This is a genomic window from Frondihabitans sp. OV104 (assembly GCF_057787745.1).
In genome coordinates, this window is record NZ_CM173541.1 from 2,388,477 (window position 1) to 2,410,800 (window position 22,324).

General features: G+C 69.6%; 21 protein-coding genes. 8 read left to right on the forward strand and 13 right to left on the reverse strand.

All coding sequences use genetic code 11. From position 1 onward, the window contains the following. Positions 1-11: 11 nt before the first annotated feature. The 9 genes from AC3CBB_RS11260 to AC3CBB_RS11300 form a co-directional block, all read right to left on the reverse strand. Positions 12-1,577 carry a glycosyltransferase family 39 protein gene (locus AC3CBB_RS11260; protein WP_488624634.1) on the reverse strand — a complete coding sequence of 522 codons (1,566 nt, stop codon included), beginning with the start codon at positions 1,575-1,577 and terminating at the stop codon, positions 12-14. Positions 1,578-2,016: 439 nt separating this feature from the next. Next, complete coding sequence (locus tag AC3CBB_RS11265; RefSeq protein WP_123505401.1) at positions 2,017-2,595, reverse strand: alpha/beta hydrolase; 579 nt, start codon at positions 2,593-2,595, stop codon at positions 2,017-2,019. 55 nt (positions 2,596-2,650) lie between these two features. Further along, positions 2,651-3,991, reverse strand: coding sequence for an LCP family protein (locus AC3CBB_RS11270; protein ID WP_488624635.1), 1,341 nt, complete (start codon positions 3,989-3,991; stop codon positions 2,651-2,653). 165 nt (positions 3,992-4,156) lie between these two features. Beyond that, the gene (gene sufU, locus AC3CBB_RS11275) at positions 4,157-4,612 is read right to left on the reverse strand and encodes a Fe-S cluster assembly sulfur transfer protein SufU (protein WP_123505403.1); all 456 of its coding nucleotides are present in this window, start codon (positions 4,610-4,612) and stop codon (positions 4,157-4,159) included. Beyond that, positions 4,612-5,898 carry a SufS family cysteine desulfurase gene (locus AC3CBB_RS11280; protein WP_488626742.1) on the reverse strand — a complete coding sequence of 429 codons (1,287 nt, stop codon included), beginning with the start codon at positions 5,896-5,898 and terminating at the stop codon, positions 4,612-4,614. The genes sufU and AC3CBB_RS11280 overlap by 1 nt, the downstream gene beginning before the upstream one ends. Next, complete coding sequence (locus AC3CBB_RS11285; RefSeq protein WP_488624636.1) at positions 5,898-7,046, reverse strand: acyltransferase family protein; 1,149 nt, start codon at positions 7,044-7,046, stop codon at positions 5,898-5,900. The genes AC3CBB_RS11280 and AC3CBB_RS11285 overlap by 1 nt, the downstream gene beginning before the upstream one ends. 56 nt (positions 7,047-7,102) lie before the next feature. Then, a complete protein-coding gene (cysE, locus tag AC3CBB_RS11290) occupies positions 7,103-7,633 on the reverse strand; it encodes a serine O-acetyltransferase (protein WP_123505405.1) in 531 nt (176 codons plus the stop codon). A gap of 2 nt (positions 7,634-7,635) precedes the next feature. Further along, positions 7,636-8,607, reverse strand: a complete 972-nt coding sequence (cysK, locus tag AC3CBB_RS11295; protein WP_488624637.1) for a cysteine synthase A — start codon at positions 8,605-8,607, stop codon at positions 7,636-7,638. A 138-nt stretch (positions 8,608-8,745) separates the two neighbouring features. Then, entirely contained in the window at positions 8,746-9,216 is a 471-nt protein-coding gene (locus AC3CBB_RS11300; RefSeq protein WP_123505406.1) for a hypothetical protein, read from the reverse strand. A 138-nt stretch (positions 9,217-9,354) separates the two neighbouring features. On the opposite strand from AC3CBB_RS11300, the gene AC3CBB_RS11305 reads away from it, so the two are divergent. Beyond that, positions 9,355-9,879, forward strand: a complete 525-nt coding sequence (locus AC3CBB_RS11305; protein WP_488624638.1) for an NUDIX hydrolase — start codon at positions 9,355-9,357, stop codon at positions 9,877-9,879. 38 nt (positions 9,880-9,917) lie between these two features. On the opposite strand, the gene AC3CBB_RS11310 is transcribed toward AC3CBB_RS11305, so the two are convergent. Beyond that, positions 9,918-10,442, reverse strand: coding sequence for a DinB family protein (locus AC3CBB_RS11310; RefSeq protein WP_488624639.1), 525 nt, complete (start codon positions 10,440-10,442; stop codon positions 9,918-9,920). Between the two features lie 90 nt (positions 10,443-10,532). Between AC3CBB_RS11310 and AC3CBB_RS11315 the strand changes: the two genes are divergently transcribed. Together AC3CBB_RS11315 and AC3CBB_RS11320 are read left to right on the forward strand one after the other, a co-directional pair. Then, positions 10,533-11,123, forward strand: a complete 591-nt coding sequence (locus AC3CBB_RS11315) for a hypothetical protein (protein WP_488624640.1) — start codon at positions 10,533-10,535, stop codon at positions 11,121-11,123. A 162-nt stretch (positions 11,124-11,285) separates the two neighbouring features. Next, on the forward strand, positions 11,286-12,812 hold the full coding sequence (locus AC3CBB_RS11320) for an MFS transporter (protein ID WP_123505410.1): 1,527 nt from the start codon (positions 11,286-11,288) through the stop codon (positions 12,810-12,812). Positions 12,813-13,131: 319 nt separating this feature from the next. Here AC3CBB_RS11320 and AC3CBB_RS11325 read toward each other — a convergent pair whose 3' ends face one another. After that, positions 13,132-14,235, reverse strand: coding sequence for an NAD(P)/FAD-dependent oxidoreductase (locus tag AC3CBB_RS11325; protein ID WP_488624641.1), 1,104 nt, complete (start codon positions 14,233-14,235; stop codon positions 13,132-13,134). Between the two features lie 49 nt (positions 14,236-14,284). Here AC3CBB_RS11325 and AC3CBB_RS11330 point away from each other — a divergent pair, with 49 nt between their 5' ends. Together AC3CBB_RS11330 and AC3CBB_RS11335 are read left to right on the forward strand one after the other, a co-directional pair. After that, positions 14,285-14,878 (forward strand): helix-turn-helix domain-containing protein, encoded by a 594-nt coding sequence (locus AC3CBB_RS11330; RefSeq protein WP_488624642.1) that lies wholly within the window; start codon positions 14,285-14,287, stop codon positions 14,876-14,878. 119 nt (positions 14,879-14,997) lie between these two features. Beyond that, positions 14,998-16,479, forward strand: a complete 1,482-nt coding sequence (locus AC3CBB_RS11335) for a SulP family inorganic anion transporter (protein ID WP_123505413.1) — start codon at positions 14,998-15,000, stop codon at positions 16,477-16,479. Between the two features lie 232 nt (positions 16,480-16,711). Here AC3CBB_RS11335 and AC3CBB_RS11340 read toward each other — a convergent pair whose 3' ends face one another. After that, positions 16,712-18,547, reverse strand: coding sequence for a glycerol-3-phosphate dehydrogenase/oxidase (locus AC3CBB_RS11340; RefSeq protein WP_488624643.1), 1,836 nt, complete (start codon positions 18,545-18,547; stop codon positions 16,712-16,714). A gap of 112 nt (positions 18,548-18,659) precedes the next feature. Here AC3CBB_RS11340 and AC3CBB_RS11345 point away from each other — a divergent pair, with 112 nt between their 5' ends. Next, entirely contained in the window at positions 18,660-19,628 is a 969-nt protein-coding gene (locus AC3CBB_RS11345) for a sugar-binding transcriptional regulator (protein ID WP_123505415.1), read from the forward strand. Between the two features lie 69 nt (positions 19,629-19,697). On the opposite strand, the gene AC3CBB_RS11350 is transcribed toward AC3CBB_RS11345, so the two are convergent. Beyond that, entirely contained in the window at positions 19,698-20,315 is a 618-nt protein-coding gene (locus tag AC3CBB_RS11350; protein ID WP_488624644.1) for a histidine phosphatase family protein, read from the reverse strand. A gap of 116 nt (positions 20,316-20,431) precedes the next feature. On the opposite strand from AC3CBB_RS11350, the gene AC3CBB_RS11355 reads away from it, so the two are divergent. Beyond that, positions 20,432-21,070: a GntR family transcriptional regulator gene (locus tag AC3CBB_RS11355; RefSeq protein ID WP_488624645.1), complete on the forward strand. Its 639-nt coding sequence runs from the start codon at positions 20,432-20,434 to the stop codon at positions 21,068-21,070. Next, a complete protein-coding gene (locus tag AC3CBB_RS11360; protein ID WP_123505418.1) occupies positions 21,067-22,317 on the forward strand; it encodes an MFS transporter in 1,251 nt (416 codons plus the stop codon). Before AC3CBB_RS11355 ends, AC3CBB_RS11360 begins: the two co-directional genes overlap by 4 nt. Positions 22,318-22,324 lie beyond the last annotated feature (7 nt).

Below are 22,324 nucleotides of genomic sequence, written 5' to 3' on the forward strand. Positions count from 1 at the left end.
ACCGCCTCCGGCTACTTCGTCAGCTCGAGGATCGTCGCGTTGTGCGCCGTGTGCGTCGAGGCGATTGCGTAGCCGGCGTCCTGCAGCGATTTCAGGCCGTAGTCGTCGTCGCCGTACTCGACGAGCCAGACGGTCGTGACGCCGTCGAAGCGGTCGTGTCTCAGAGCCTCATCGACCGTGTAGACGGAGTCGTGCCAAGAGTTCGTGTCGGCGTACGGCGTCTCGAGAGTGACGTCTCGGAGGCCCCGGTAGCCGGCCGGATAGAGGTACATCGAGAGCCGGACCAGGCGTGACGGCCGCGTGGACTCGTCGAACACGACGGCATCGCCGGCGCGCGCGCTGGTGCCGACGACCTCGCTGATGGACTGCCATCCCGTGTTGTTCTTCGCGTACGGCGTGCGGGAGGCGGCGTAGATCGGCGCTGCGACGCCCAAGACCAGCGCCACGCCGGTTATGGTCGCGACGAGAGTGCGGCGCGGTCGGGCGCGGCCGATCAGTCCTGCGATCCGGACGAGTCCGATGGCCATCAGAAGACCCGCCGCGGGCGCGGAGTACGAGAGGTAGCGAGGGGTGAAGTCGGCCACCACGAGGTTGCCGGCCATCAGGATGAGGAGAGGGCCGACAAACCAGGCCATGCCCAGCCAGGTCAGGCTGATCGGCCGGGGGCGGCCCACTTCGGCCGCGCCCAGGTCGACTCGGCGGTCGCGGACGAGGTCGACGACGAAGAACGCGACCGCCGTCACGATCAGAACCCAGGCGATCGCCGCGAACCACCACTCGCCGAACCAGGTCGTGACGAGGATCGAGTGCGGCGTCACCGTCTCGCGGCGCGCGAGGAACCCGACCTGATCGTGCTGCCCGAGGCCGAAGACGATGACAGGAGCCGCCGCGATCACCGCGCCGGCTGTCGCAAGCGCCCACCGTCTCAGGATGTCGCGTGGCACCCGGGCCTGGAGCAGGACAAGCGCGTGAACGACGACGAAGAGCCCGAAGTACAGGAATGTGTAGACACCCGCCGCGAAGAGCAGGCCGTAGCCCAGCCACCATCGCTTCGAGGTGACGCCGCGGCCGACCAGCCGCACCAGCAGGAAGAGCGACCAGGCGGCGATGGCGGCACTGAAGGCGTAGGCGCGCGTCTCGTCGCTGAACGCGATCGTTCGCGGCACGACGGCGAAGAGCAGAGCCGCGGTGACAGCGACCCGACGGGAGCGGAGCTCGCGGACCAGGAAGTACAGCCCGACGGCGGCGAGGCCCGTCGCGATCGCGGCAGGCGTCCTGACGGAGAACGGCGAGGCGCCGAACACCTCGATCCAGAAGTGCAGGCCGAGGTAGTACGTCCCGTGGACGGCGTCGACGTGGCCCAGCATCCGGAAGAGGCTCGGGAGCGGCCGCTCGGCCGAGAGAACGCTCGCCGCCTCGTCACCCCAGAACGACGGCACCCACGACCACGCGGAGGCCAGGGCCCAGGCGAACAGCCCGAGTGCCCAGCCGAGGCGGAGGTCGCCGCGGCGGTGCGCGACCCGGCCTGAGCGGAGCGGCGCGGGAGACAGGCGCGCGATGGCGGGGGAAGAACTCACCCGTCCAGAAAACAGGATGCGTCCCAAGACAATCCTAAGAATGGGCAAACACCACCTGGGAATCGTCAGAACAGCCGACATCCTTTAGTCGCAGTCGGGTGCCGTCGAGCGCGATTCGCGCCGCAGGAGCGCCGCACGTCGAAGTCGGGACGCGCGGGGGCTCAGGACGCGCGACCCTGCTCGAGCCCGCCCGCGTCGTCGGCGCCGTCACGCCTTGCTACGGCGACCTCGCCCGCGTGTCCGAGCCGTCCTCGTTCACCTGATGAACGCAGCCGACTCAGGCGTTGTGCTCCAGCGAGCGTCGCGATCCTCGTGGATGCGGCGCGCGGCGAGCAGATCGCCTGAGTTGCGGGCGGGTGCGCGCGACTCGCAGGGCGCACGGCGCACGGCGCACGGCGCACGGCGCACGGCGCACGGCGCAGGACGCAGGACGCAGGAACTACGCGAACCCGTCCGTCAGCACCGGCGCCCCGGCGCGCTGCCGCTCCACGAACAGCACGATCGCCGCGGCCACCGACCGTCGAGACTCCCCGCCGAGCACGTCGTGCCCGCCGCCGTGGACGACGCGCACGACGCCGAACGGCAGCTGGGTCGCCCAACTGGCCGCGTCGGCGATGTCGGTCACGGCGTCGCGATCGCCGTGGAAGACCAGCGTCGGCTGGCGGACGGAGCGGGCGGCCGGCAGGGCGATGCCGTCCGGGAGCTCGACGCCCCGCGACGACGCGGTCACGACGTTCGCCAGCACGAGGGCCTCGATGCCGATGGGACGCGACGCGGCGAGGCCCGCTGCGAGGGTCGCACCGACTCCGGAGCCCACCAGAACGCGCGGCAGGTCGTTGGCCGTGTCGTCGAAGGCCCGGACGACCGCGGCCCGCGCGGACTCAATATCGGGCGTGACGTCAGGAAGCGTCTCGACCCGGAACCCGGCGAGCGCCAGGGCGTCGACGACATGCCCGAGGTCGCCGCCCGGGTCGCCGCCGCCGAGGACGACGACGGTTCCGCGGGTCGATGAAGTCACCTGACGATCATCCGACGCCCGGGGGTGGGCCCGCGCAACGTGACGAAACGTGACGCTAGTACTGCCCCTTCTTGGAGCAGGTCTTCTGCGCGGCGGTCTGCCCCGTGACCGACGGCGGCAGAGTGACCGACGCGGAGGGAGCCGTGGTCTTCGCGGGCGTGGAGGCCGGTGGCGTCGTGGCTGGCGAGGTCGATCCGGGAGACGCGGGCGTCGATGGAGGCGAGGTGGCCCCCGTCGACGGCGTGCTCGACGGGTCGGTCTCGGCGGCGTCTCCGGTCGTGCCCGTCAGGACGATCGGCCGGTCGGCGATGAGCGCCTGATTCAGCTGCCCGGCCGCGTACGCGTTCGGCACGACGCGGTTGCTGTCGTCGGGGTCCTCCCCGACCGGGTACTGCACGAAGACCATGTTCGACAGGCCCACCGTCTGCACGGCCTGGACGATTCCGATCAGCGTCTTCACGTTGAGCGTGTCGGAGAGGAGCATGTTCTTCGAGGCCGCCGAGGCGATCGCGAACAGCTTGAAGGGGTTCGCGTACGTCGAGGAGCTCGTGAGCTGGCGAGCCAGCGACGACATGAAGACCTGCTGGTTGCTGATGCGGCCGAGGTCGCTTCCGTCTCCCACTCCGTGGCGACTGCGCAGGAACGACAGGGCCTCGTCGCCGACCACGGTCTGCTCGCCTGCTTTCAGGTCGAGCGGCGGATCGACGTTGTCGTCCTGAATCGGCGTCGCGAGGCAGACGGTGACGCCTCCGATCGCGGTGGAGATCGCGCTGGTGCCGGCGAAAGTGACGCTCGCCGCATAGGGGATGTCGAGCCCGGTCAGCTGCTCGATCGTCAGGACGGCGCAGGCGAGACCGTGCCGGTCGTCGCCGCCGCGGCTGAGGGCCGTGTTCAGCATGGCCTTGCTGCTCGAGTACGAGTAGCCGCCTGAGGCTGTCGGGCAGGACGGGATCGGGATCATCAGGTCACGGGGGAAGCTCACGACGGAGATGCTCGAGTGGTCCTTCGAGATGTGCAGCAGGATGTTGACGTCGTTGTTGCCGGCGCCCGTACTGGCGTCCTGATTCGCGGAGTCGGAGTAGTCCTGGCCCTGCCCGGTCCGGGTGTCGGTGCCGATGAGAAGCATGTTGACCTCGCCGACGGTCTGCCCGGCCGGCGCCTCGGGCAGAGGCTCGGCCGTATGCCCGGGGAGGTGGGGGATGTGGACGGGCGGCGCAGCGGTCGTCACGACATCATGGGCCGCGTAGGCGACGACGCAGGCGGACGAGACGAGCCCCACGGCGACCACGACGGCGACCAGGCGCAGCAGCGACGCGACGGGATGCGGCCGCCTGAGCTGACCGTGCTTGACCTGCGCGACCTTGCCGCCCTGCGCGACCTTGCTCTCCTGCGCCATCCCGCTCCCTGCGTCGGCCGACGTCTCAGCAGTTCGCCGGGCGCATGACATCGCCTGGCGGCCGCCGTCGCCGGTGATTCCACAGGCTAAGCGACGGGTGGGAGTTTTCTGCGGAAGGACGCCCGCCGACCGGGCGTGTCCGCCGGTGCAGACCGTTGTGACGGGCTAGCGAACCTTGGCGACGAGCTGAGTCGAGCACGCCTCGGCGGCGACCCACGAGAGCATCGCGCACTTCACGCGCATGACGAACTTCGAGACGCCCTGGAACGCGACCGCGTCGCCGAGAAGGTCTTCGTCGGGTTCGCCCGCGCCCTTCGAACGCATCATGCCCCGGAACGCCTCGGTGCGCTCGGCCAGCTCAGCGAGGGTGAGGCCGGGCGCGATGTCGGCGAGGACCGATGCCGACGCCATGGAGATGGAGCAGCCGTCGCCCTGCCACGCGAGTTCGCGGATGGTGTCGGTGCCGGGCTCCATCACGACCCGGACGGTGATCTCGTCACCGCACGTGGGGTTGCGCTCATAGTGCTCCGCGTCGGCACCCGGCAGCTCGCGGTCGCCGGTCCGTGCCTTGGCGTGGTCGAGGATCACCTGCTGATAGAGGCCTGCGAGTGCGTCGGACATCACTCGGCTCCGAAGTAGGCGCGGACCTCGGAGACGCCCTGCACCAGGCGGTCGATCTCGTCGTCGGTCGAGTAGAGGTAGGTCGAGGCGCGCGTAGTCGCTGTCAGCCCGAGCCGGCGATGCAGCGGCTGCGCGCAGTGGTGGCCTACGCGCACCGCGATCCCCTGCGCGTCGAGGAACTGCCCGACGTCATGGGCGTGGACACCGGCCACGTCGAAGCTCGCCAGACCGGCACGCGCGACGCCCGAAGCGGGGCCGACGACGCGGACACCGGGCAGGGCACCGAGCTCGTCGACCAGACGCTGGCCGAGGCGCGCCTCGTGCTCGTCGATGGCGTCGAGCCCGACGCGCTCCAGGTAGCGGACCGCCTCGGCGAGTGCGATGGACTGGGACACCGGCTGCGTGCCGGCCTCGAACCGCGCGGGTGATGGCAGAAAGCTCGACGACTCCATGGTCACGGTCGTGATCATCGAGCCGCCGGTGCGGAACGGCGGCAGGGCGTCGAGCAGCTCCTCACGCCCCCAGAGCACGCCTATGCCGGTCGGGCCGAGCATCTTGTGCGCCGAGAAGGCGGCGAAGTCGACGCCGAGGCCGACCAGGTCGAGCGCGCGATGCGGAGCCGACTGGCAGGCGTCGAGCACGACGAGGGCACCCACGCCGTGCGCGAGCTCGGCGAGCTCGGCGACGGGAGCGACGTGTCCGGTGACATTCGAGACGTGCGCGAAGGCGAAGACCCGGGTGCGATCGGTCAGGGCCGCAGCCGCGTCGTCGATCGACCAGGTGCCGTCGTCGTGCACGGGCACGTAGCGGAACGTCGCGCCGGTGCGAGCTGCGAGTTCCTGCCAGGGGACGAGGTTGGCGTGATGCTCGGCCTCGGTGACGAGGATCTCGTCGCCGGGAGCCAGGACGAAGCGGCTCGCCTCAGGTCCGCCGCGACCCAGAGTCGCGTTGCCCATGCCGTAGGCGACGAGGTTGAGCGCGTCGGTGGCGTTCGACGTCCAGACGATCTCATCGCTCGACCGGGCGCCGACGAAGCGAGCGACAGTCTCGCGAGCCTCTTCGTACGCCTCGGTCGCCAAGGCGGCCAGGGTATGAGCGCCGCGGTGGACTGCGGCGTTCGTCGTCTCGAGGAACCGCCTCTCGACATCCAGCACCGCCGACGGCCGTTGCGCGGTCGCGCCCGAGTCGAGGTACGCGAGCGGTTCGCCGTTGACCTCCTGCTGAAGGCCGGGGAAGTCGGCGCGGTAGCGACTGAGGGAGCCGACGGAAGACGAGGAGGTGCTGATCACACCTTCAACGATTGCATACTCGGCTGAGTCGGGCGAGGGTTCTCCACAGGCCGCGACCACGAGGCCGGCTCGAACCGCTTCTTGACCTTCAGGAAGGGGCGCTCGATCGCGAAGTGGCTTCCGACGGCCACGGCGCACGACGCTCCCAGCAGCAGGAACTTGCCACCCAGTCCGTGCACGTACGGCTCGAGCAGCGCCAGGACGATCATGTGCCACAGGTACAGCGAGTAGGAGACGTTGCGGCCGAACCAGGCCATGGGACGCCAGGAGAGGAGTGCTCCGACGGGCGTCGTGCGCAACCCCTGGCTGACCCCGGCGACGAGGAGGGTCGTCGCCAGACCGGCGGTCGGCAGAGTGAGGGCGAATGTTCCTGCGTCCTGTTTCCAGTCGTCTGGCATCAGGAAGAGGACTGCCAGGATGCCGGCGAACCCGAGGCTCGACGAGATCATCGACATGCGGCCGGAGAAGAAGATGCGGACCCGCTCGTGAGTGAGGGCGAGCGCCAGCACGCAGCCCATCATCAGCGGGGCGAGGTTCGAGACCGGGCTGAAGTAGATGTCGGGAGTGGCGATGCCGGACGGGGCGTCGTAGAACACCGCGGCGAGGGTGCACGACACGACGACGGCGCCGGCGCCGATCCAGGCGACGGTGCGGCGGCGGATGCCCCGCGACAGCATCAGGAGCAGGATCGGCGGCCATACGAGGTAGAACTGCTCCTCCATCGCGAGGCTCCAGCCGGGGGCGAAGACGCCCTGCGACACGTGGCCGAAGGCGCGCATGAAGTTGCCCGTGTAAGTGAGCGCGATGAGGGCGCCACTGGCGGCACCCACGTCGGAGTAGCCGTAGTCGCCGACCAGGAACCAGAGCGAGACACCGACGACGACTACGACGAGGAGAGTCGGATACAGGCGCAGGATGCGGCGCACCCAGAAGCGGCCCAGGTTGATGGTCGCCGACTTGCGGTGCTCGTCGAGCAGAAGCGACGTGATCAGGAAACCCGAGAGCACGAAGAAGACGTTGACGCCGACGAAGCCGCCGGAGAACCCGGGCACGTGCAGGTGGTAGAGCACTACTGCGAGGATCGCGAGGGTGCGGAGTCCGTCGAGGGGGAGGATTCGGGCGGGACTTCGGGTGGAGGGCGCCATTAGAACAGTGAACTCCCTGGTCGTAAGTGCTTGCTGAGTCCGTCCCCCGACCGAGCTCAGTCGAGGGGCTTCGCTGGGACGCCGCCGACGGTCGCCCCCGGAGCCACATCGGCCGTCACGACGGCCCCGGCTCCGACGCGTGCGCCCGAGCCGACCGTGACCGGCCCGAGGATCGCGGCCCCCGCTCCGATCATGACGCCATCGCCGACGGTCGGGTGCCGACGGGCTGACCCGGAGATGCCCCGACCACCGAGAGTGACCCCGTGGTACATCAGCACGTCATCGCCGATGACAGCCGTCTCGCCGATCACGACGCCCATGCCGTGGTCGATGAAGAGGCGGTCGCCGATCGACGCGCCCGGATGGATCTCGATGCCGGTGAGCCAACGTGCCGTCTGCGACCCCAGTCGGGCAGCGAAGCGGGCACCCGGGAAGGGCCGCTCGCGCCACAGTCTCGACGTCAACCGGTAGGCCCAGACGGCGTGCAGCCCGGAGTAGACGATGACGATCTCGGCCGTGCCGCGCGCCGCAGGGTCGCCGCGCCGGACGGCACGGACGTCGTCGCGCAGGCGCGCGATCAGCCGCACCCCTAGTCCGTCAGGTCGCTGAACAGCACCGTCGAGAGGTAGCGCTCACCGGTGTCGCAGACGATCGCGACGATGCGCTTGCCAGCGTTCTCAGGACGCTTCGCGATCTCGAGGGCCGCGTGCATGATCGCTCCAGACGAGATGCCGCTGAGGATTCCCTCTTCGCTGGCGAGCTCACGCGCCACGCGGAGGGCGTCGTCGAGCTCGACCGGGAAGACCTCGTCGTAGACGCTGGTGTCGAGCACCTCGGGCACGAAGTTCGCGCCGATGCCGGCGATCTTGTGCGGGCCGGCCTTGCCCTGCGAGAGCAGGGGCGAGTCGGCGGGCTCGACCGCGACGATCTGGACGCCGGGGACCTTCTCCTTGAGAACCTGGCCGACACCCGTGATCGTGCCGCCTGTTCCGACGCCGGCGATGAAGATGTCGACCTTGCCGTCGGTGTCGCGGAGGATCTCCTGCGCCGTCGTGGTGCGGTGGATCTCGGCGTTGGCGAGCGTCTCGAACTGGTGCGCCAGCACGGCACCGGGGGTCTCGGCGACGATCTGCTCGGCTCGGTCGTGTGCGCCGCGCATGCCCTCGCCACCCGGCGTGAGCACGATCTCGGCACCGAACGCCCGCATCAGCACGCGTCGTTCGACGCTCATCGTCTCGGGCATCGTGATGACGACCCGGTAGCCGCGCGCAGCGCCGACGAGGGCCAGGGCGATTCCGGTGTTGCCGCTCGTGCCCTCGACGATCGTTCCGCCGGCGGTCAGCTCGCCCGAGGCCTCGGCGGCGTCGACGATGGCGACGCCGAGACGGTCTTTGACGCTGCTGCCCGGGTTGTAGAACTCGAGCTTGCCGAGGATCTCGGCCCGCTCGGAGCCGCCGAGCTTGTTGATTCGAACCAGGGGGGTGTTGCCGAAGGCCTTGGTGATGTCACCGAAGATCTTCGGGGTTACTGCGATTGCGTCTGACGCTGTCGTCGGGGTCACTGTCGTCTCGTTTCGTCGCGATTGCCGGGCGAGACGATTCTAGGCTCGGGCGCCGATTCGCCGCCGGAGTTCTCCACAGACCACGGGCGCAGGAACTCGCAGCCCGCCGTCGAGGCCCGCCGTGCCGGCGACCCCGCCCTACAGGGTCGCGAGCGATGCGACCTGGATGTCGAGGTCGATGATGAGCGAGAGCTGCCGCCCGCCCGTCAGGGAGCGGAACTCGTATTGGCGGTCGCCGATCTCCTGCGGCTCGGCCCAGGCGAGCGCGAGGCGGCTGCGGTGGTCGAGCGGCGTGTGGATCGCGAGCCAGCGGATGATCGCGGCGCGCTCGTCGCGGACGGCCTTGCTGCGGATGGCACGGCGGCGGCTGATGACGGCGGCGATGGCGGTGAAGACGACGCCGAGGATGATCGCGGCGAGCTTGACGTTGCCCTCGAGCGGAAGCAGCGTGGCGATGACGATCGACTGGACCGCGGTGAGAAGAAGGGTGGAGTCGAGCATGGAGTAGCGGCGCATGGGCACGCCTCGCCCGTTGCCGGCCTTGAGGCACGACGACGGCAGCTCGATCTCGCGCAGCGCGTCGGCTGCCGAAGGATTGACGATGGTCACGATGGAACTCCCCTGGGCCCGCCCGTCGGGCCCACGTTTATGTTCCCGGGTGCAACCAACCCCGGGGAGTCCCCCGTCCGGGGCATCGTGCCCCCAATTCACGGGGTTCCCGGGCGCGTCGCTTGCTAGCCTGCCCGCATGGCCACCCCCGAATTCGTCCTTGCCCTCCGCGAGAAGATCGGGACCGCGCCGCTCTGGCTCACCGGCGTGACCGCCGTCGTCGTGCGCGACCTGGACAGGTCGCCGCGGACTTCTTCGGCTTCGGCTTCGGCTTCGGCTTCGGCTTCGGCGGAGATCCTGCTGGTGAAGCGGACCGACACGGGTGCGTGGACACCCGTGACCGGCATCATCGATCCCGGAGAGCAGCCCGCCGCAGCCGCTGCTCGCGAAGTGCTCGAGGAGGCCGACCTCGTCGTCGTGCCCGTCCGGCTCGCTCGAATCGGCGTCACCGACGAGATCACGTATCCCAACGGCGACCGCGCCCAGTACATCGACCACACCTTCGTCTGCCGCTATGTCTCGGGCGACCCCCGGCCGGCCGACGGCGAGAACACCGAGGCGCGGTGGTACGCTGCGGATGCGATGCCGGCCATGAGCGCCGACATGACGGAGCGCGTCACCGCAGCGCTGACGGGTGGCCCGGAAGCGGCGTTCTCGGTCTGAGCGGGGTGAGTGCCCCGAGTTCCTGCGCTTCTCTCGTCTCAGGACGTCGCCGTCACGTCGTGCAGGTGATGAATCGGGTCGTGGACGAAGTAGAGGGCGAGAGATGCGACTGTGAACCCGCTGCCGTCGGAGCGCAGCCCCGTGCGCGGCAGCTGCTCGGGGCGCACGGCCTCGAACGCGTCGGCGATTCTCGCTGCCGACGCGAGCAGCTCGTCGGCGACCACGGTCGGTTCTTGCGACGCGTAGTCGTCGGTGACGGCGGTGGCATCTTGGTCCCAGTCGGGGAACGTCGGGGCGTCGTCGTCGAGCATGAGCTGAAGGCGCGTCGAGAAGACGCGGAAGACGTCGCGGACGTGTGCGCCGTACTCGAGAGGCGACCACGTCGCGTCGTCGGGTCGGTCTCGCGCGTCGGGCTCTGCGAGGCGTGGCCGCCACGCGGCGGCGTTCTCTCGCACGAGACGCGGCACGTCGTCGAACGCCGTCGCGCCGGAGTTGTAGCCGCAGTCAGCGCACGGCCTCTCGAGGACCCAGGTCCAGTTCTTCGCGTCGGGGGTGATCGCCATGCGACGACAGTAGGGGTGCCCGCCGACATCCGCGCCTGCTCGGACTGCCACGCATCGTCGAACCACCGCCAGTCGCGCTAGCGTTGAGGGGTGGTGAGATCCAAGTCCAAGCGCGCCCGCCTCGCGGCGGAGACCGTCGACCCCGCAGAGGTCGAGGGCGCCGTCGCCGACGGTCTGCTCATCGCGAAGTCGGCGGCCACGATCGCCGTCGCGAACCGGATCATCGTGAGCGCGCTCCGCGAGCAGGAGTCGTTCGACGTCGTCGAGACAGCCGTCGCCGTGCGCGACGAGCTGGCGCACCTCGCCGAGGAGCAGGTGGAGCTCGCCGGCCGCATGGTCGACACGCGGGCCAAGGCGCTCAAGTCGAGCGGACGCTCGCGCCACCAGTTCGACTACCGTGCCGACGACAACACTGCACTCGCCTCGCGACAGACCATCTACACGACGATCGCCTCGCGTCTCGAGACCCTGGCGGCCGATGACGCCTACGTCGACGAGATCGTCCTCGCCGCGCGAGACCGAGCCTGGAACGACATCGGCGGGGCCATCATGAGCCACGTCACCAGCGTCGTCGTGCCGGACGTCGGCTACGGCGAGGGGCGAGACGAGCGAGTCAAGCTGCTGCTGGACATCGACCTCGCCACCCTCGCGGCGAGTGCATCGGGCAAGGCCCGTTCGTGAACTCTCTGTAACTCTCTGAGGATTTCCCGCGAATCAGGGAATGATTGCGGTGACTGCACGCTTGGAGTCCGAGTGTCGGTGGCTCCCCGTAGCCTCGCGACTGCGTCCAACGGTGAACGCCTCTTCTTTTCTCCCTCCCGTTTTCACGACCGTCAGGATGCAATGACCTCGACCACCTCTGCCGCGACCGCGGCACCGAACTCGTCGCCGGCACCCGCCGCCCGCGACCACAAGTGGATCATCCTGGCGATCGTCGGGCTGGCTCAGCTGATGGTCGTTCTCGATGCCACCATCGTGAACATCGCTCTCCCTTCGGCACAGGCCGACCTGGGTTTCTCGAACGACAACCGCCAGTGGATCGTCACGGCCTACTCGCTCGCGTTCGGCAGCCTCCTCCTGCTCGGCGGCCGCCTCTCGGACATCTTCGGTCGCCGCACGACCTTCATCATCGGGCTCGTCGGCTTCGCCGGTGCTTCCGTCCTGGGCGGGGCCGCCGACTCGTTCGGCGCTCTCGTCGCCGCTCGTGCTCTGCAGGGCGTGTTCGGCGCGCTGCTCGCCCCGTCCGCGCTCGGCATCATGACGACGAGCTTCACGGAGCCCAAGGAGCGCAGCAAGGCGTTCGCCATCTTCGGCGCCATCGCCGGTTCGGGAGCGGCCGTCGGCCTCCTCCTCGGCGGTGTGCTCACCGAGTACACCTCCTGGCGCTTCTGCCTCTTCGTCAACGTGGTCTTCGCAGTCCTCGCCCTCGTCGGCGCGATCGTGTTCCTGAAGGCGCGCGGCGTCGTCGCTCACAAGCCCAAGGTCGATGTCCCCGGCGTCGTCACGGTCACGGCCGGGCTCGTCGGAATCGTCTACGGCTTCTCGAACGCCGAGACCAGCTCGTGGAGCGACCCGGTCACGATCGCCTGCCTCGCGGCCGGCGTCGTCCTCCTGATCGCGTTCGTCCTGATCCAGCAGCGCGTCAAGCACCCGCTGCTCCCGCTCCGGGTCATCCTGAACCGCGACCGCGGCGGCGCGTACCTCACAGTCGGCCTCGCCGGAATCGGCATGTTCGCAGTGTTCCTGTTCCTGACCTACTACATGGAGCAGACGCTGAACTTCTCGTCGCTCAAGACCGGCGTGGCGTTCCTCCCGATGCCGCTGTCGATCATGTTCAGCGCCACCTTGTTCGGCAGCCGCCTGCTGCCGCGCGTCGGGCCGCGTCTGCTGATCTTCGTCGGCGCCCTCATCGCCGCCGGCGGCCTCGCACTCCTGACGCGGATCGGCCTCGATTCCAGCTACGCGGGCGTCGTCCTTCCCGGCCTCATCGTCATGGGCCTCGGAATGGGCCTGATCTTCTCGTCGGCCATGAACACCGCCACCTCGGGCGTCGCTCGCGAGGACGCCGGCGTGGCCTCGGCCACCGTCAACACGGCGCAGCAGATCGGCGGCTCCATCGGAACGGCGCTCCTCTCGACCCTCAGCGCGAACGCCATCACGTCCTACCTCGACGACCACGGTCGCACCCCGACCGACCTCGCCAACGCGACGCTCTCCGGGTACCACCTGGCCTTCTGGATCGCGACGGGCGTCTTCCTGATCATCGCGCTCATCGGCGGACTCCTGATCCGCCCCCACGGCGTCCGTCAGGCCGAGGTCGCTGCCGCCGGCGAGCACAGCGGCAGCGACGTGCCGGTCGCCGCGCACTAGCGCTCACCGCAGTACGGAACGGCCCCGGGCTTGGTGCCCGGGGCCGTTCTGCGTGTCGTGCCCGGGGCCGTTCTGCGTGTGCGGGTGGCGGCGGCCTGGCTGTGAGGGGCTGTGGCGGCGGCGGTCGCGGTCGCGGTGGGCCCCGGCTGCGTCGATGCCGAAGCCGACGTCGACGTCGACGTCGACGTCGACGTGAGGGCCCGCGCTTGCGGCGAAAGTGCAACTTTTGTCGCCCCGGGGGACGTTTTTCGACAAAAAGTGCACTCTCGGCGAGGTGGAAGCTCGGCTCCGCGTGTGACGCGGTGGCCGGCCCGCGCCGTCAGGCGCCGGCCCGCGCCTCGGCGACGAGGGCCGCTGTGTCCTCCTCCAGCAGGTCGAAGTTGGCCCGCGCCCCCGCGAGGACGCCACCCGCGGCGGCGGCGACCACCTGCTGGGAAGAGTCCGTCACGTTCCCCGCGGCCCGCACCCCGGCGACCGAGGTGCCCTGCGCCGCGTCGACCTCGATCCACGTCCCAGCACCCATCGGCACGGGCGCGAGGTCGAGCCCGAGGTCGGCGACGAACCCGGCTCGGGCGACGGCGGTCGGCATGACTGCGGCGGCCCGAGCGTCGACGACGTTCCCACTGACGAGTCGCAGGCCAGTGAGCGCATCGCCGTCGACACGGATTGACTCGATCGGGCCGCCCTCGACGACGCGGACGCCTCGCGCGGCGAGCCGCTCTCGGTCGTCGGGGCCAGGCGCCGCCGACGGGTCGTGCACCACGAGGGTCACGTCAGGCGACCACTGCGAGAAGAGAAGCGCCTGGTGCGTGGCGAACGTGTTGACGCCGATGACGGCGATCGGCAGGTCGCGGACCTCCCAGCCGTGGCAGTACGGACAATGGATGACGTCGCGGCCGAAGCGGGCGTCGAGGCCCGCGACCTCAGGAAGCTCGTCCGTGATTCCCGTGGTGACCACGAGGCGACGGGCGCGCAGCGTCAGCATTCCTGAGTCGGCCGACGCAACTCGGCGTGCCCCCGCACCATCGCCCGATCCGGGACCGCCCCCAGCACCGGCGACGCCGCCCGCACCCGCACCCGCACCCGCACGACCCGCAGCAGACGCCACCACATCCACTTCGAACCCCCGCGCCACATCGCCACGCGCCGCGACCACGACCCCCTCGCGAACGATGCCGCCATACGACTCGACCTCGGCGCGACCCGCGGCCACGAGGTCGAGCGGGGTCATCCCGTCGCGGGTGAGGAAATTGTGGACGCCCTCTGCACGGGCGTTGCGCGGCTCACCCGAATCGACGACGAGGACGCGTCGGCGCGCTCGGGCAAGCGTCAGCGCGGAACCCAGGCCGGCTGCACCTCCGCCGATGACGATGACGTCGTAGGGGTTCGCATCTCCGGACACGGCTGGGACTGAATCGATCATGGCTCATCCTCAGTCGACACGAGTCCGGACGGCAACTAACCTTGCCGATATGGCAAACCTCGACCCCACGCGCGCGGTGCTCGACGCCGTCGGCACCCGCCTCCGAGCCCTCCGTCAGCAGCGCGACGTGACCCTCGCCGATCTGTCCACGGAGACCGGGATCTCGGTGAGCACGCTCTCGCGGCTGGAGTCGGGCGGCCGCAAGCCGACTCTCGAGCTCCTCCTCCCCCTCGCCCGAGCGCACGGCGTCCCGCTCGACGATCTGGTCGGCGCACCGCAGACCGGAGACCCGCGCATTCATATCAAGCCGGTCCGCCGGCACGGCCAGACGATCCTGCCGCTGTCGCGCGGCGCGTCAGGCGTTCAGGTCTTCAAGCACTTGTTCGCCGAAAGCACGGACGGCACCCGAAGCGCTGACGACCGCGACCCCACTCCGCGCACGCACGAGGGCCACGAGTGGGTCTACGTGATCCGCGGTCGCCTGCGGCTGATCGTCGGCGACCGCGACATGGTCCTGGAGTCAGGCGAGGCGGCCGAGTTCGACACCACGACACCCCACTGGTTCGGCCGCGCCGACCAGCGCGCCGTCGAATTCCTGAGCCTGTTCGGGCGGCAGGGGGAGCGGATGCACGTGCGGAGCTGACCCGGTGGCCGCGTATCCTGACACTGGCGCAACGGTGCGCCCCGAATCGACCGGGTGCCGCCTGATCTGACGACTGCCCCGAGTTCCTGCATCACCTTCGACCGCACCCGAAAGACGCCATGATCACGCCTGCCCTCGACCGCCCGATCGGCGTGCTCGACGTCCTGAAGAACCCGCGCCTGCTCACCCGCGAGGCGCTGGCGGGCATCGTCACGACGCTCGCGCTCGTTCCCGAGGTGATCTCGTTCTCGGTCGTCGCCGGAGTGGACCCGCTGGTCAGCCTCGTGGCGTCGATCGTCCTGACTCTGGTGATGACCGTGCTCGGCGGCCGACCGGGAGTCGTGACGGCCGCCGCCGGGTCGGTCGCGCTCGTGATCGCGCCTCTGGTTCACGAGCACGGGGTCAAGTACGTGCTGCCGACGGTCGTTCTGGCAGGAATCGTGCAGATCGTCTTCGGCACCGCGGGGCTCGCGCGTCTGATGCGCTTCATCCCCCGCAGCGTCATGATCGGCTTCGTCAACGCGCTCGGCATCCTGATCTTCGTCGCGCAGGTGCGGCACGTCATCGACGTGCCGTGGCTGGCCTACGTGCTGTTCGCCCTGACGCTCGCGGTGATCCTGATCCTGCCGCGCTTCACGAAAGCCGTGCCGGCGCCGCTCGTCGCGATCGTGCTGGTGACGGCGATCGTCATCTTCGGCGGTGCCGACGTGCCGAACGTGGGCGACGAAGGACCCCTCAGCGGAGGCCTTCCCGGCCTGACGCAGCTGCTCGTTCCGCTGAACCTGACGACGCTGTCGATCATCTGGCCGACCGCCATCAGCGTGGCGTTCGTCGGCCTGATGGAGACCCTCCTGACGGCGAAGCTCGTCGACGACCTGACCGAGACTCGCTCCCACAAGGGCAAGGAGTCGTGGGCGCTCGGCGTCGCGAACATCGCGGCGGGGTTCTACGGAGGCATCGCCGGCTGCGCCATGATCGGCCAGACCATCCTGAACGTGAAGACCGGCGGCGCGCGGACGCGAGTCTCGACGGCGGTGGCCGGGCTCTTCCTGCTCGCGCTCGTCACGGGTCTGGCGGGGGTCATGGCGCAGATCCCCATGGTGGCTCTGGCCGCGGTCATGATGATCGTGGCCATCACGACGGTCGACTGGCACAGCGTGAAGCCGTCGACCCTTCGCCGCATGCCCGTCCCCGAGACAATCGTCATGGTCGTGACCGTCGTGGTGGTGGTGGTGTCGAACAACCTCGCGCTCGGAGTGCTCGTCGGCGTCGTGCTCGCGATGGTCTTGTTCGCGCGCCGAGTCGCGCACGTCATTCAGGTGGATCGCGCTTCCGTGGGCGAGGCCGTGCGATACGCCGTGTCAGGACCCTTGTTCTTCGGCTCGTCCAACGACCTCGTCGAGCGGTTCGCCTACGCCGAAGATCCTGAGAACGTCACGATCGACCTCACGGCCGCCCAGGTGTGGGATGCGTCGACCGTCGCCGCTCTCGACTCGATCGAGACGAAGTACGCCGCGCTCGGCAAGACCGTAGCGATCGAGGGCCTCGACGAGAGGTCGCAGGCGTTCCATGGCCGCCTGACGGGCAGGCTCGGCGGCTAGCGCGGAGCGCGGAGTTCCTGCGCCCGTGCACTGATCAGGGCGCAGGAACTCGGCGCCTCGCCTCCCGACGCACGTCGCGATTCAGGAGAACCGCACCGCGCCCACCGCGGACTCGGCGATCGCACGCTCTGCCCGCCCACATCACCTGAGTCCGCACCGCGCACGACGAACGCGGCCCCGCCACCCGAACCTCTCGCAAGTCCGGGCGGCGGGGCCGCGGGTCGTGGGCGGCTTACGCCTGGGGCGAGCCGGAGGCCGCGGCCGACACGGGGCTCTCGGCCTCGGCGGGGGCAGCGGCAGGCGACTGGGCCGACGAGCCGGCGGGGGCATCCTGCGACGAGACCTCGACGCCGTGGAACGTCTTCAGGATCTCGACGGTGTCCGCGATCTCGGCGTCACGCGCCTCGTCGGTCCAGCCGAGTGAGCCCTGCAGGATTCCGGCGATCTCAGCGAGGACCTCGTGTGTCACGCCGCCCACGAACGCGAGGTTCGTGCGGCGCAGGATGACGTCGACCAGGTGGACGGCGTCCTCGTGCTCGGCGAAGTAGGCGATCTCGGCCTCGGTGAAGTCGGCATCGCTCGCGAGGGCCTCGGACGGCTGGTCGAGGAGCGTCTGGATGACCTCTTCGGCGCGCGTTCCGTAACGGGTCAGGAGGCGGTCGACCTGAGCGCGATCCAGGCCGCCCTGGTGCTCGGTAATCCACTTGGCGCGGTCGCCGGGCAGCGTCGGGAAGTCCTTGCCGCCGCCGATGGGCATGCCCGCGGTGTCGACGGTGCGTCCGACGCCGAGGCGCGTGGTGGCCTCGGTCGAGAGGTGCGCCGAGAGGGCGCGGAAGGTGGTCCACTTGCCGCCGACGAGCGACAGCACCTTCGACTTCGGCAGCGAGGCGACGTCGGTCTCGACGATGCGGTAGTCGCGCGACACGAAGCCGGCGGCGAGGTCGTCGTGCTTCGGCAGCGGGCGCACGCCCGAGTAGCGGTAGACGATGTCGTCGCGCGTGATCGTGATCTTCGGGAAGACGTGCTTCACGAGGTCGAAGAAGTAGTCGACCTCCTCCTCGGTGCAGACTGCGGGCTGGCTCATGTCGGCCTCGAGGTCGGTCGTCCCGATCAGGACGCGGCCCTTGAGCGGGTAGATCAGGACGATGCGGCCGTCGTTGTTCTCGAAGAACAGCTCGCGGCCGTTGGTGGCCTTGAGGAGCTCGGGGTGGTCGACGACGATGTGCGAGCCCTTGGTGCCGCCCATGAACTGCGACGTCGCGCCGAAGACCTCGTTGGTGAGGTCGGTCCAGGGCCCGGAGGCGTTGACGACGACATCGGCGGTGACGACGAACTCCGTGCCCGACACGACGTCGCGCAGGAGCACGCCGCCGTCCTGAGCGCCGACCGCTTCGACGTAGTTCGCGCTGCGGGAGGTGGCTCCGGCGGCGCCGCGGTTGCCGGCGGCGAGGCCGTCCTTCAGGACGTCGAGGGCGAGACGCTCGGGCTCGTGCACGGAGGCGTCGTAGTAGGTGCCGGTGTACTTGAGGTTCTTGTTCAGGGCGGGCATATCGCGGAGGGCCGCAGACCGCGTCAGGAACTTGTGACGCGGGACGGTGCCGCCGTCACGCGAGAAGGAGTCGTACAGGGTCATGCCGACCTTGATCAGGACGGCGCCGCGCTCCTTGGTGGAACGCTGCTTGTGCGTGAGCATGCGCAGGGGCGCGTTCATCAGACCGGAGAACGTCGAGAAGATCGGCATCGTGGTCTGAAGCGGCTTGACGTAGTGGGGTGCGATCTTCAGGAGGCCGTTGCGCTCCTCGACCGACTCGCGGACGAGACGGAACTCGCCGTTCTCGAGGTAGCGGATGCCGCCGTGGATCATGTGGCTCGACGCGGCCGAAGCGCCCGACGCGTAGTCGTTGCGCTCGACGAGCACGACGTCGACGCCCTGCAGCGCCAGGTCGCGGAACGTCGCGATTCCGTTGATGCCGCCGCCGATGATCAGGACCTGGGCCGACGGCCGATCCACGATTCGCGACACGTTGGCGCGGAGCTTGCCCGCTTCTGTCTTCTTCGACTCGGTCACTGGCTCTGTCCTCTTCGATCTCAGTGGAACTGGTGATGCTGAACACAGCCATACTTGACGTGTGCGCGCGAGTGGTCAAGGCCTGTGCACATACGTGCAGACGGAGGCACTCATGACTCTTCCTGATTCAACCGCGTCAGACCGCACTCAGGACGCCTTGCGCGCATCGCATCTCTACTATCTCCAGGACCTCACGATGGAGGCGATCGCTCGCGAGCTCGGAACGTCGCGATCGTCCGTGTCGCGCCTCCTGAGTTTCGCGCGGGAGACCGGCCTCGTCGACATCCAGATCAAGTCGCCGCTCGATCAGGCGACCGTCGTGAGCGACGCCCTGCACCGTCGGTACAACGTCGTCGCCCACGTCGTGCCGATCCCCGACCAGACCACCGACGTCGATCGGCTCGACCGCGTAGCCCTGTCGGCTGCACGAATTCTCACGCCGTTCGTCGACTCGAACATGGTCGTCGGCATCGCCTGGGGCTCGACGGTCAGCGCGATCAGCCGCTACCTCGTGCCCAAGTCGACGCACGGCTCGATGATCGTGCAGCTGAACGGCGCTGCCAACACCCGCACGACCGGCATCGTCTACGCGAGTGAGATCCTGCGCCGGTTCGGAGACGCGTTCGGTGCGCAGGTGCAGCAGTTCCCCGTGCCGGCGTTCTTCGACGACCCCGACACGAAGCTCGCCCTCTGGCGTGAGCGCAGCACCAAGCGGGTGCTCGAGCTTCAGGAGTCGATGGACGTCGTGCTGTTCGGCATCGGAGCCCCGTCGGCCCTCGTGCCGAGCCACGTCTACTCCGGCGGCTACCTGGAGGATGCCGACCACGAGAGCCTGCGGCGCGACGGCGTCGTGGGCGACGTGGCGACCGTCTTCCTGAGGGAGGACGGCTCGTCGAGCGACATCGAGCTGAACAAGCGCGCGTCGGGTCCTGAGTTCGCAACGATCCGCCGGGCGCCGCGCCGCGTCTGCGTGGTCGCCGGCACGTCGAAGGTGCCGGGTATTCGCGGGGCTCTCGCGGCCGGCCTCGTCACCGACCTGATCATCGACGAGAGCACGGCGCGGGCGCTGCTCGGCGCCTGAGCAGCACCAGAGCCTGAGACGCAACAGAGCCCGGGGCGCAGGAACTCGCACCCGCCGCCCACCCCGAACTCAGTAGGCCTGCACCGCCTCGCCCTGCCACGCGTCGACGCGCCACCCTCCGTCAGGAGACCCCGACAGCTCGATCACCCCGGCGTTGTCGAGCGAGTGGGCGACCGAGAACGCCGGGTCGAGGTTCGTCGCGCGGCCGCCGAGCCAGACGCGGATCGATCCCGCGTGCGACACCACGGCCACCGTCGAGTCGTCGTCGTGCCTCTCGGCGATCGCGGCGAGCGCGCCGTCGAACCGGCCGAGGAAGTGCGATCCGTCGTAGGCCCCCGGGACCGTCGCCGCGAGGTCGCCCTCGGCCCATCGGCGGATCGGCGCAAGGTAGGCGGTCATCGAGTCGGTGTCGTTCGTGCCCTCGAAGTCGCCGGCCTCGATCTCGTGCACGCCGTCGACGACCTCGATCTCCAGCCCCCGGGCGCGGCCGAGGGGCGCGGCCGTCTGCGCGGTGCGCTGCAGCGACGAGACGTAGATGCCGGCGATCGACTCGTGCGCCAGGCGATCGACGAGCGCCTCGGCCTGCGCGCGGCCGAGCTCAGTCAGCTCGGGGCCGGGGGCGGCGGTCGAGAGGATGCCGCCGGCGTTGGCCGTGGTCTGAGCGTGCCGAATCAGGAGAATTCTCACCCCCTCAGCGTAGGGCCGGGCATCCGCGACGGGTGCCGTGCAGATGCCCTGAATAAGCAACGTCCGGCCGCTTCCACGCATTGCATGCATCGTTGCATGCAACGTATGCTCGTCCCGTGACAGCGACCCCTCCCGACACGAGCGCCGCCGAGCGCGCGTACCTCGACACCAAGCGCCGGATCATCCGCGGCGACCTGCCCGGCGGCTCCTCCCTGAGCGAGATCACCGTCTGCCAGGAGCTCGGGCTCAGCCGCACGCCCGTGCACGAGGCGTTCCTCCGCCTCGCCGCGGAGGAGCTCCTGACGCTTGAGTCGCGCAAGGGCGCCGTCGTCCGGCCGATGTCGCCGAGCGAGGCCGATGACGTCGTCGAGATGCGCGAGGCCGTCGAGGCGGCGGCCGCCCGGCGCGCCGTCGCCTCCGACGCGACCGAGCTCGTAGCCGTGCTCAGGACCCTCCTGACGGCGCAGCGCGAAGCGCTATCGGCGGGAGACACGGACGCCTTCCTCGAAGCCGACGACGCTTTCCACACCGCCGTCGTGCTGGCGAGCCGCAATCCGATCGCCGCGCACTTCTCCCGCCTCCTGCACGACCGAGCCCATCGCCTCCGTCATCACCTCACCCGTGTGCGTCCTGATCACCTCGCGGTCACACTCCACGATCACGAGGCGCTGGCCGACGCCGTCGCGCGGCGCGACGCCGATGCCTACGCGGCGGTCCTCGCCCGCCACGTCGGCATCCTGAGGGGCCTGCTGTGAGCGCGGTCGACACCGGCTCGGTCCGCGCGACGACGGTCGCGGGCGCAGGAACCGCGAAGCCCCGCACGTGGCTTCTCCTCTGGGGCGCCGTCTTCGTCTCGTCGTGGGGCGGCAACCAGTTCAGCCCCCTCCTCCTGATGTACGAAGACCGGCAGCACTACAGCTCCGTGCTCGTGAACGCGTTCCTGGGCGTGTACGTGCTCGGTCTCGCGCCGGCGCTCCTGATCGCCGGTTCGCTGTCGGACCGCCACGGCCGCAAGCCGCTGATGCTGGCGGGGCTGGTGTCCGCCGTCGTCGGGAGCGGGCTGCTGGCCTGCGGGCCGATGGGTCCCGAGTTCCTGCTGATCGGTCGCCTCTTCTCAGGAGCGACGGTCGGCGTCGCCATGGCCGTCGGAAACAGCTGGATCAAGGAGCTCTCGCAGGGCCGCTTCGACCCGACGGCCGACCGTGCCGCCGGTGCTCGCCGCGCGTCGCTCGCCTTCACGCTGGGCTCAGGCGCCGGTGCCCTCGTTGCAGGCCTGATCGCGCAGTGGGGGCCGATTCCTGAGGTGCTGCCCTTCCTGATTCACATCATGGTGACCCTGCCGTTCATCCTGGTGGTGCTGCGGGCTCCTGAGACGCAGTCGGGCAGCGGCCTCGCCGGACCGTGGTGGAAGCAGCTCACAGTGCCGTCGGCCAAGCACCGCCGCTTCGTGCGCGTTGTCGCGATCTCGTGCCCGTGGATCTTCGCCGGCGCGGCCATCGGCTACGGCTATCTGCCGACGCAGCTCCGCGGGGCGACCGGATCGTGGGGTCTCGTGTTCGCGACCGCCGCGACCGTCGTGGCACTCGGTGTCTCGTCGGCCTTTCAGCCGCTCGCGCGCCGTGTCCACTCGACGTCCAGCGCTCGCGGACTCGCGACGATGGTCGCGTTCATCGGGGTCGGACTCGTCATCGTCATCGCCGCGATCGCCACCCAGTCGATCTGGGTCGGCCTCGCTGCTGACGTCGTCATCGGCTTCGGCATGGGCATCGGCCTGGTGTCAGGTCTTCAGGAAGTTCAGACGATCGCAGGAACTCGCGACCTCGCCGGCCTGACCGGTGTCTTCTACGCGATCGCCTACGCCGGCTTCCTCGCCCCCGCCGTCATCGCGGCACTCGCCTCCGCGGTGCCCGTGCTGACCATCCTGACGGTGGCCGTCGGGCTGGCGCTGGCGTCGTTCGTGCTCGTGCTGGTGTCGTCGCGGAAGCACCTGCCGCTGGCCTGAGCGGCTC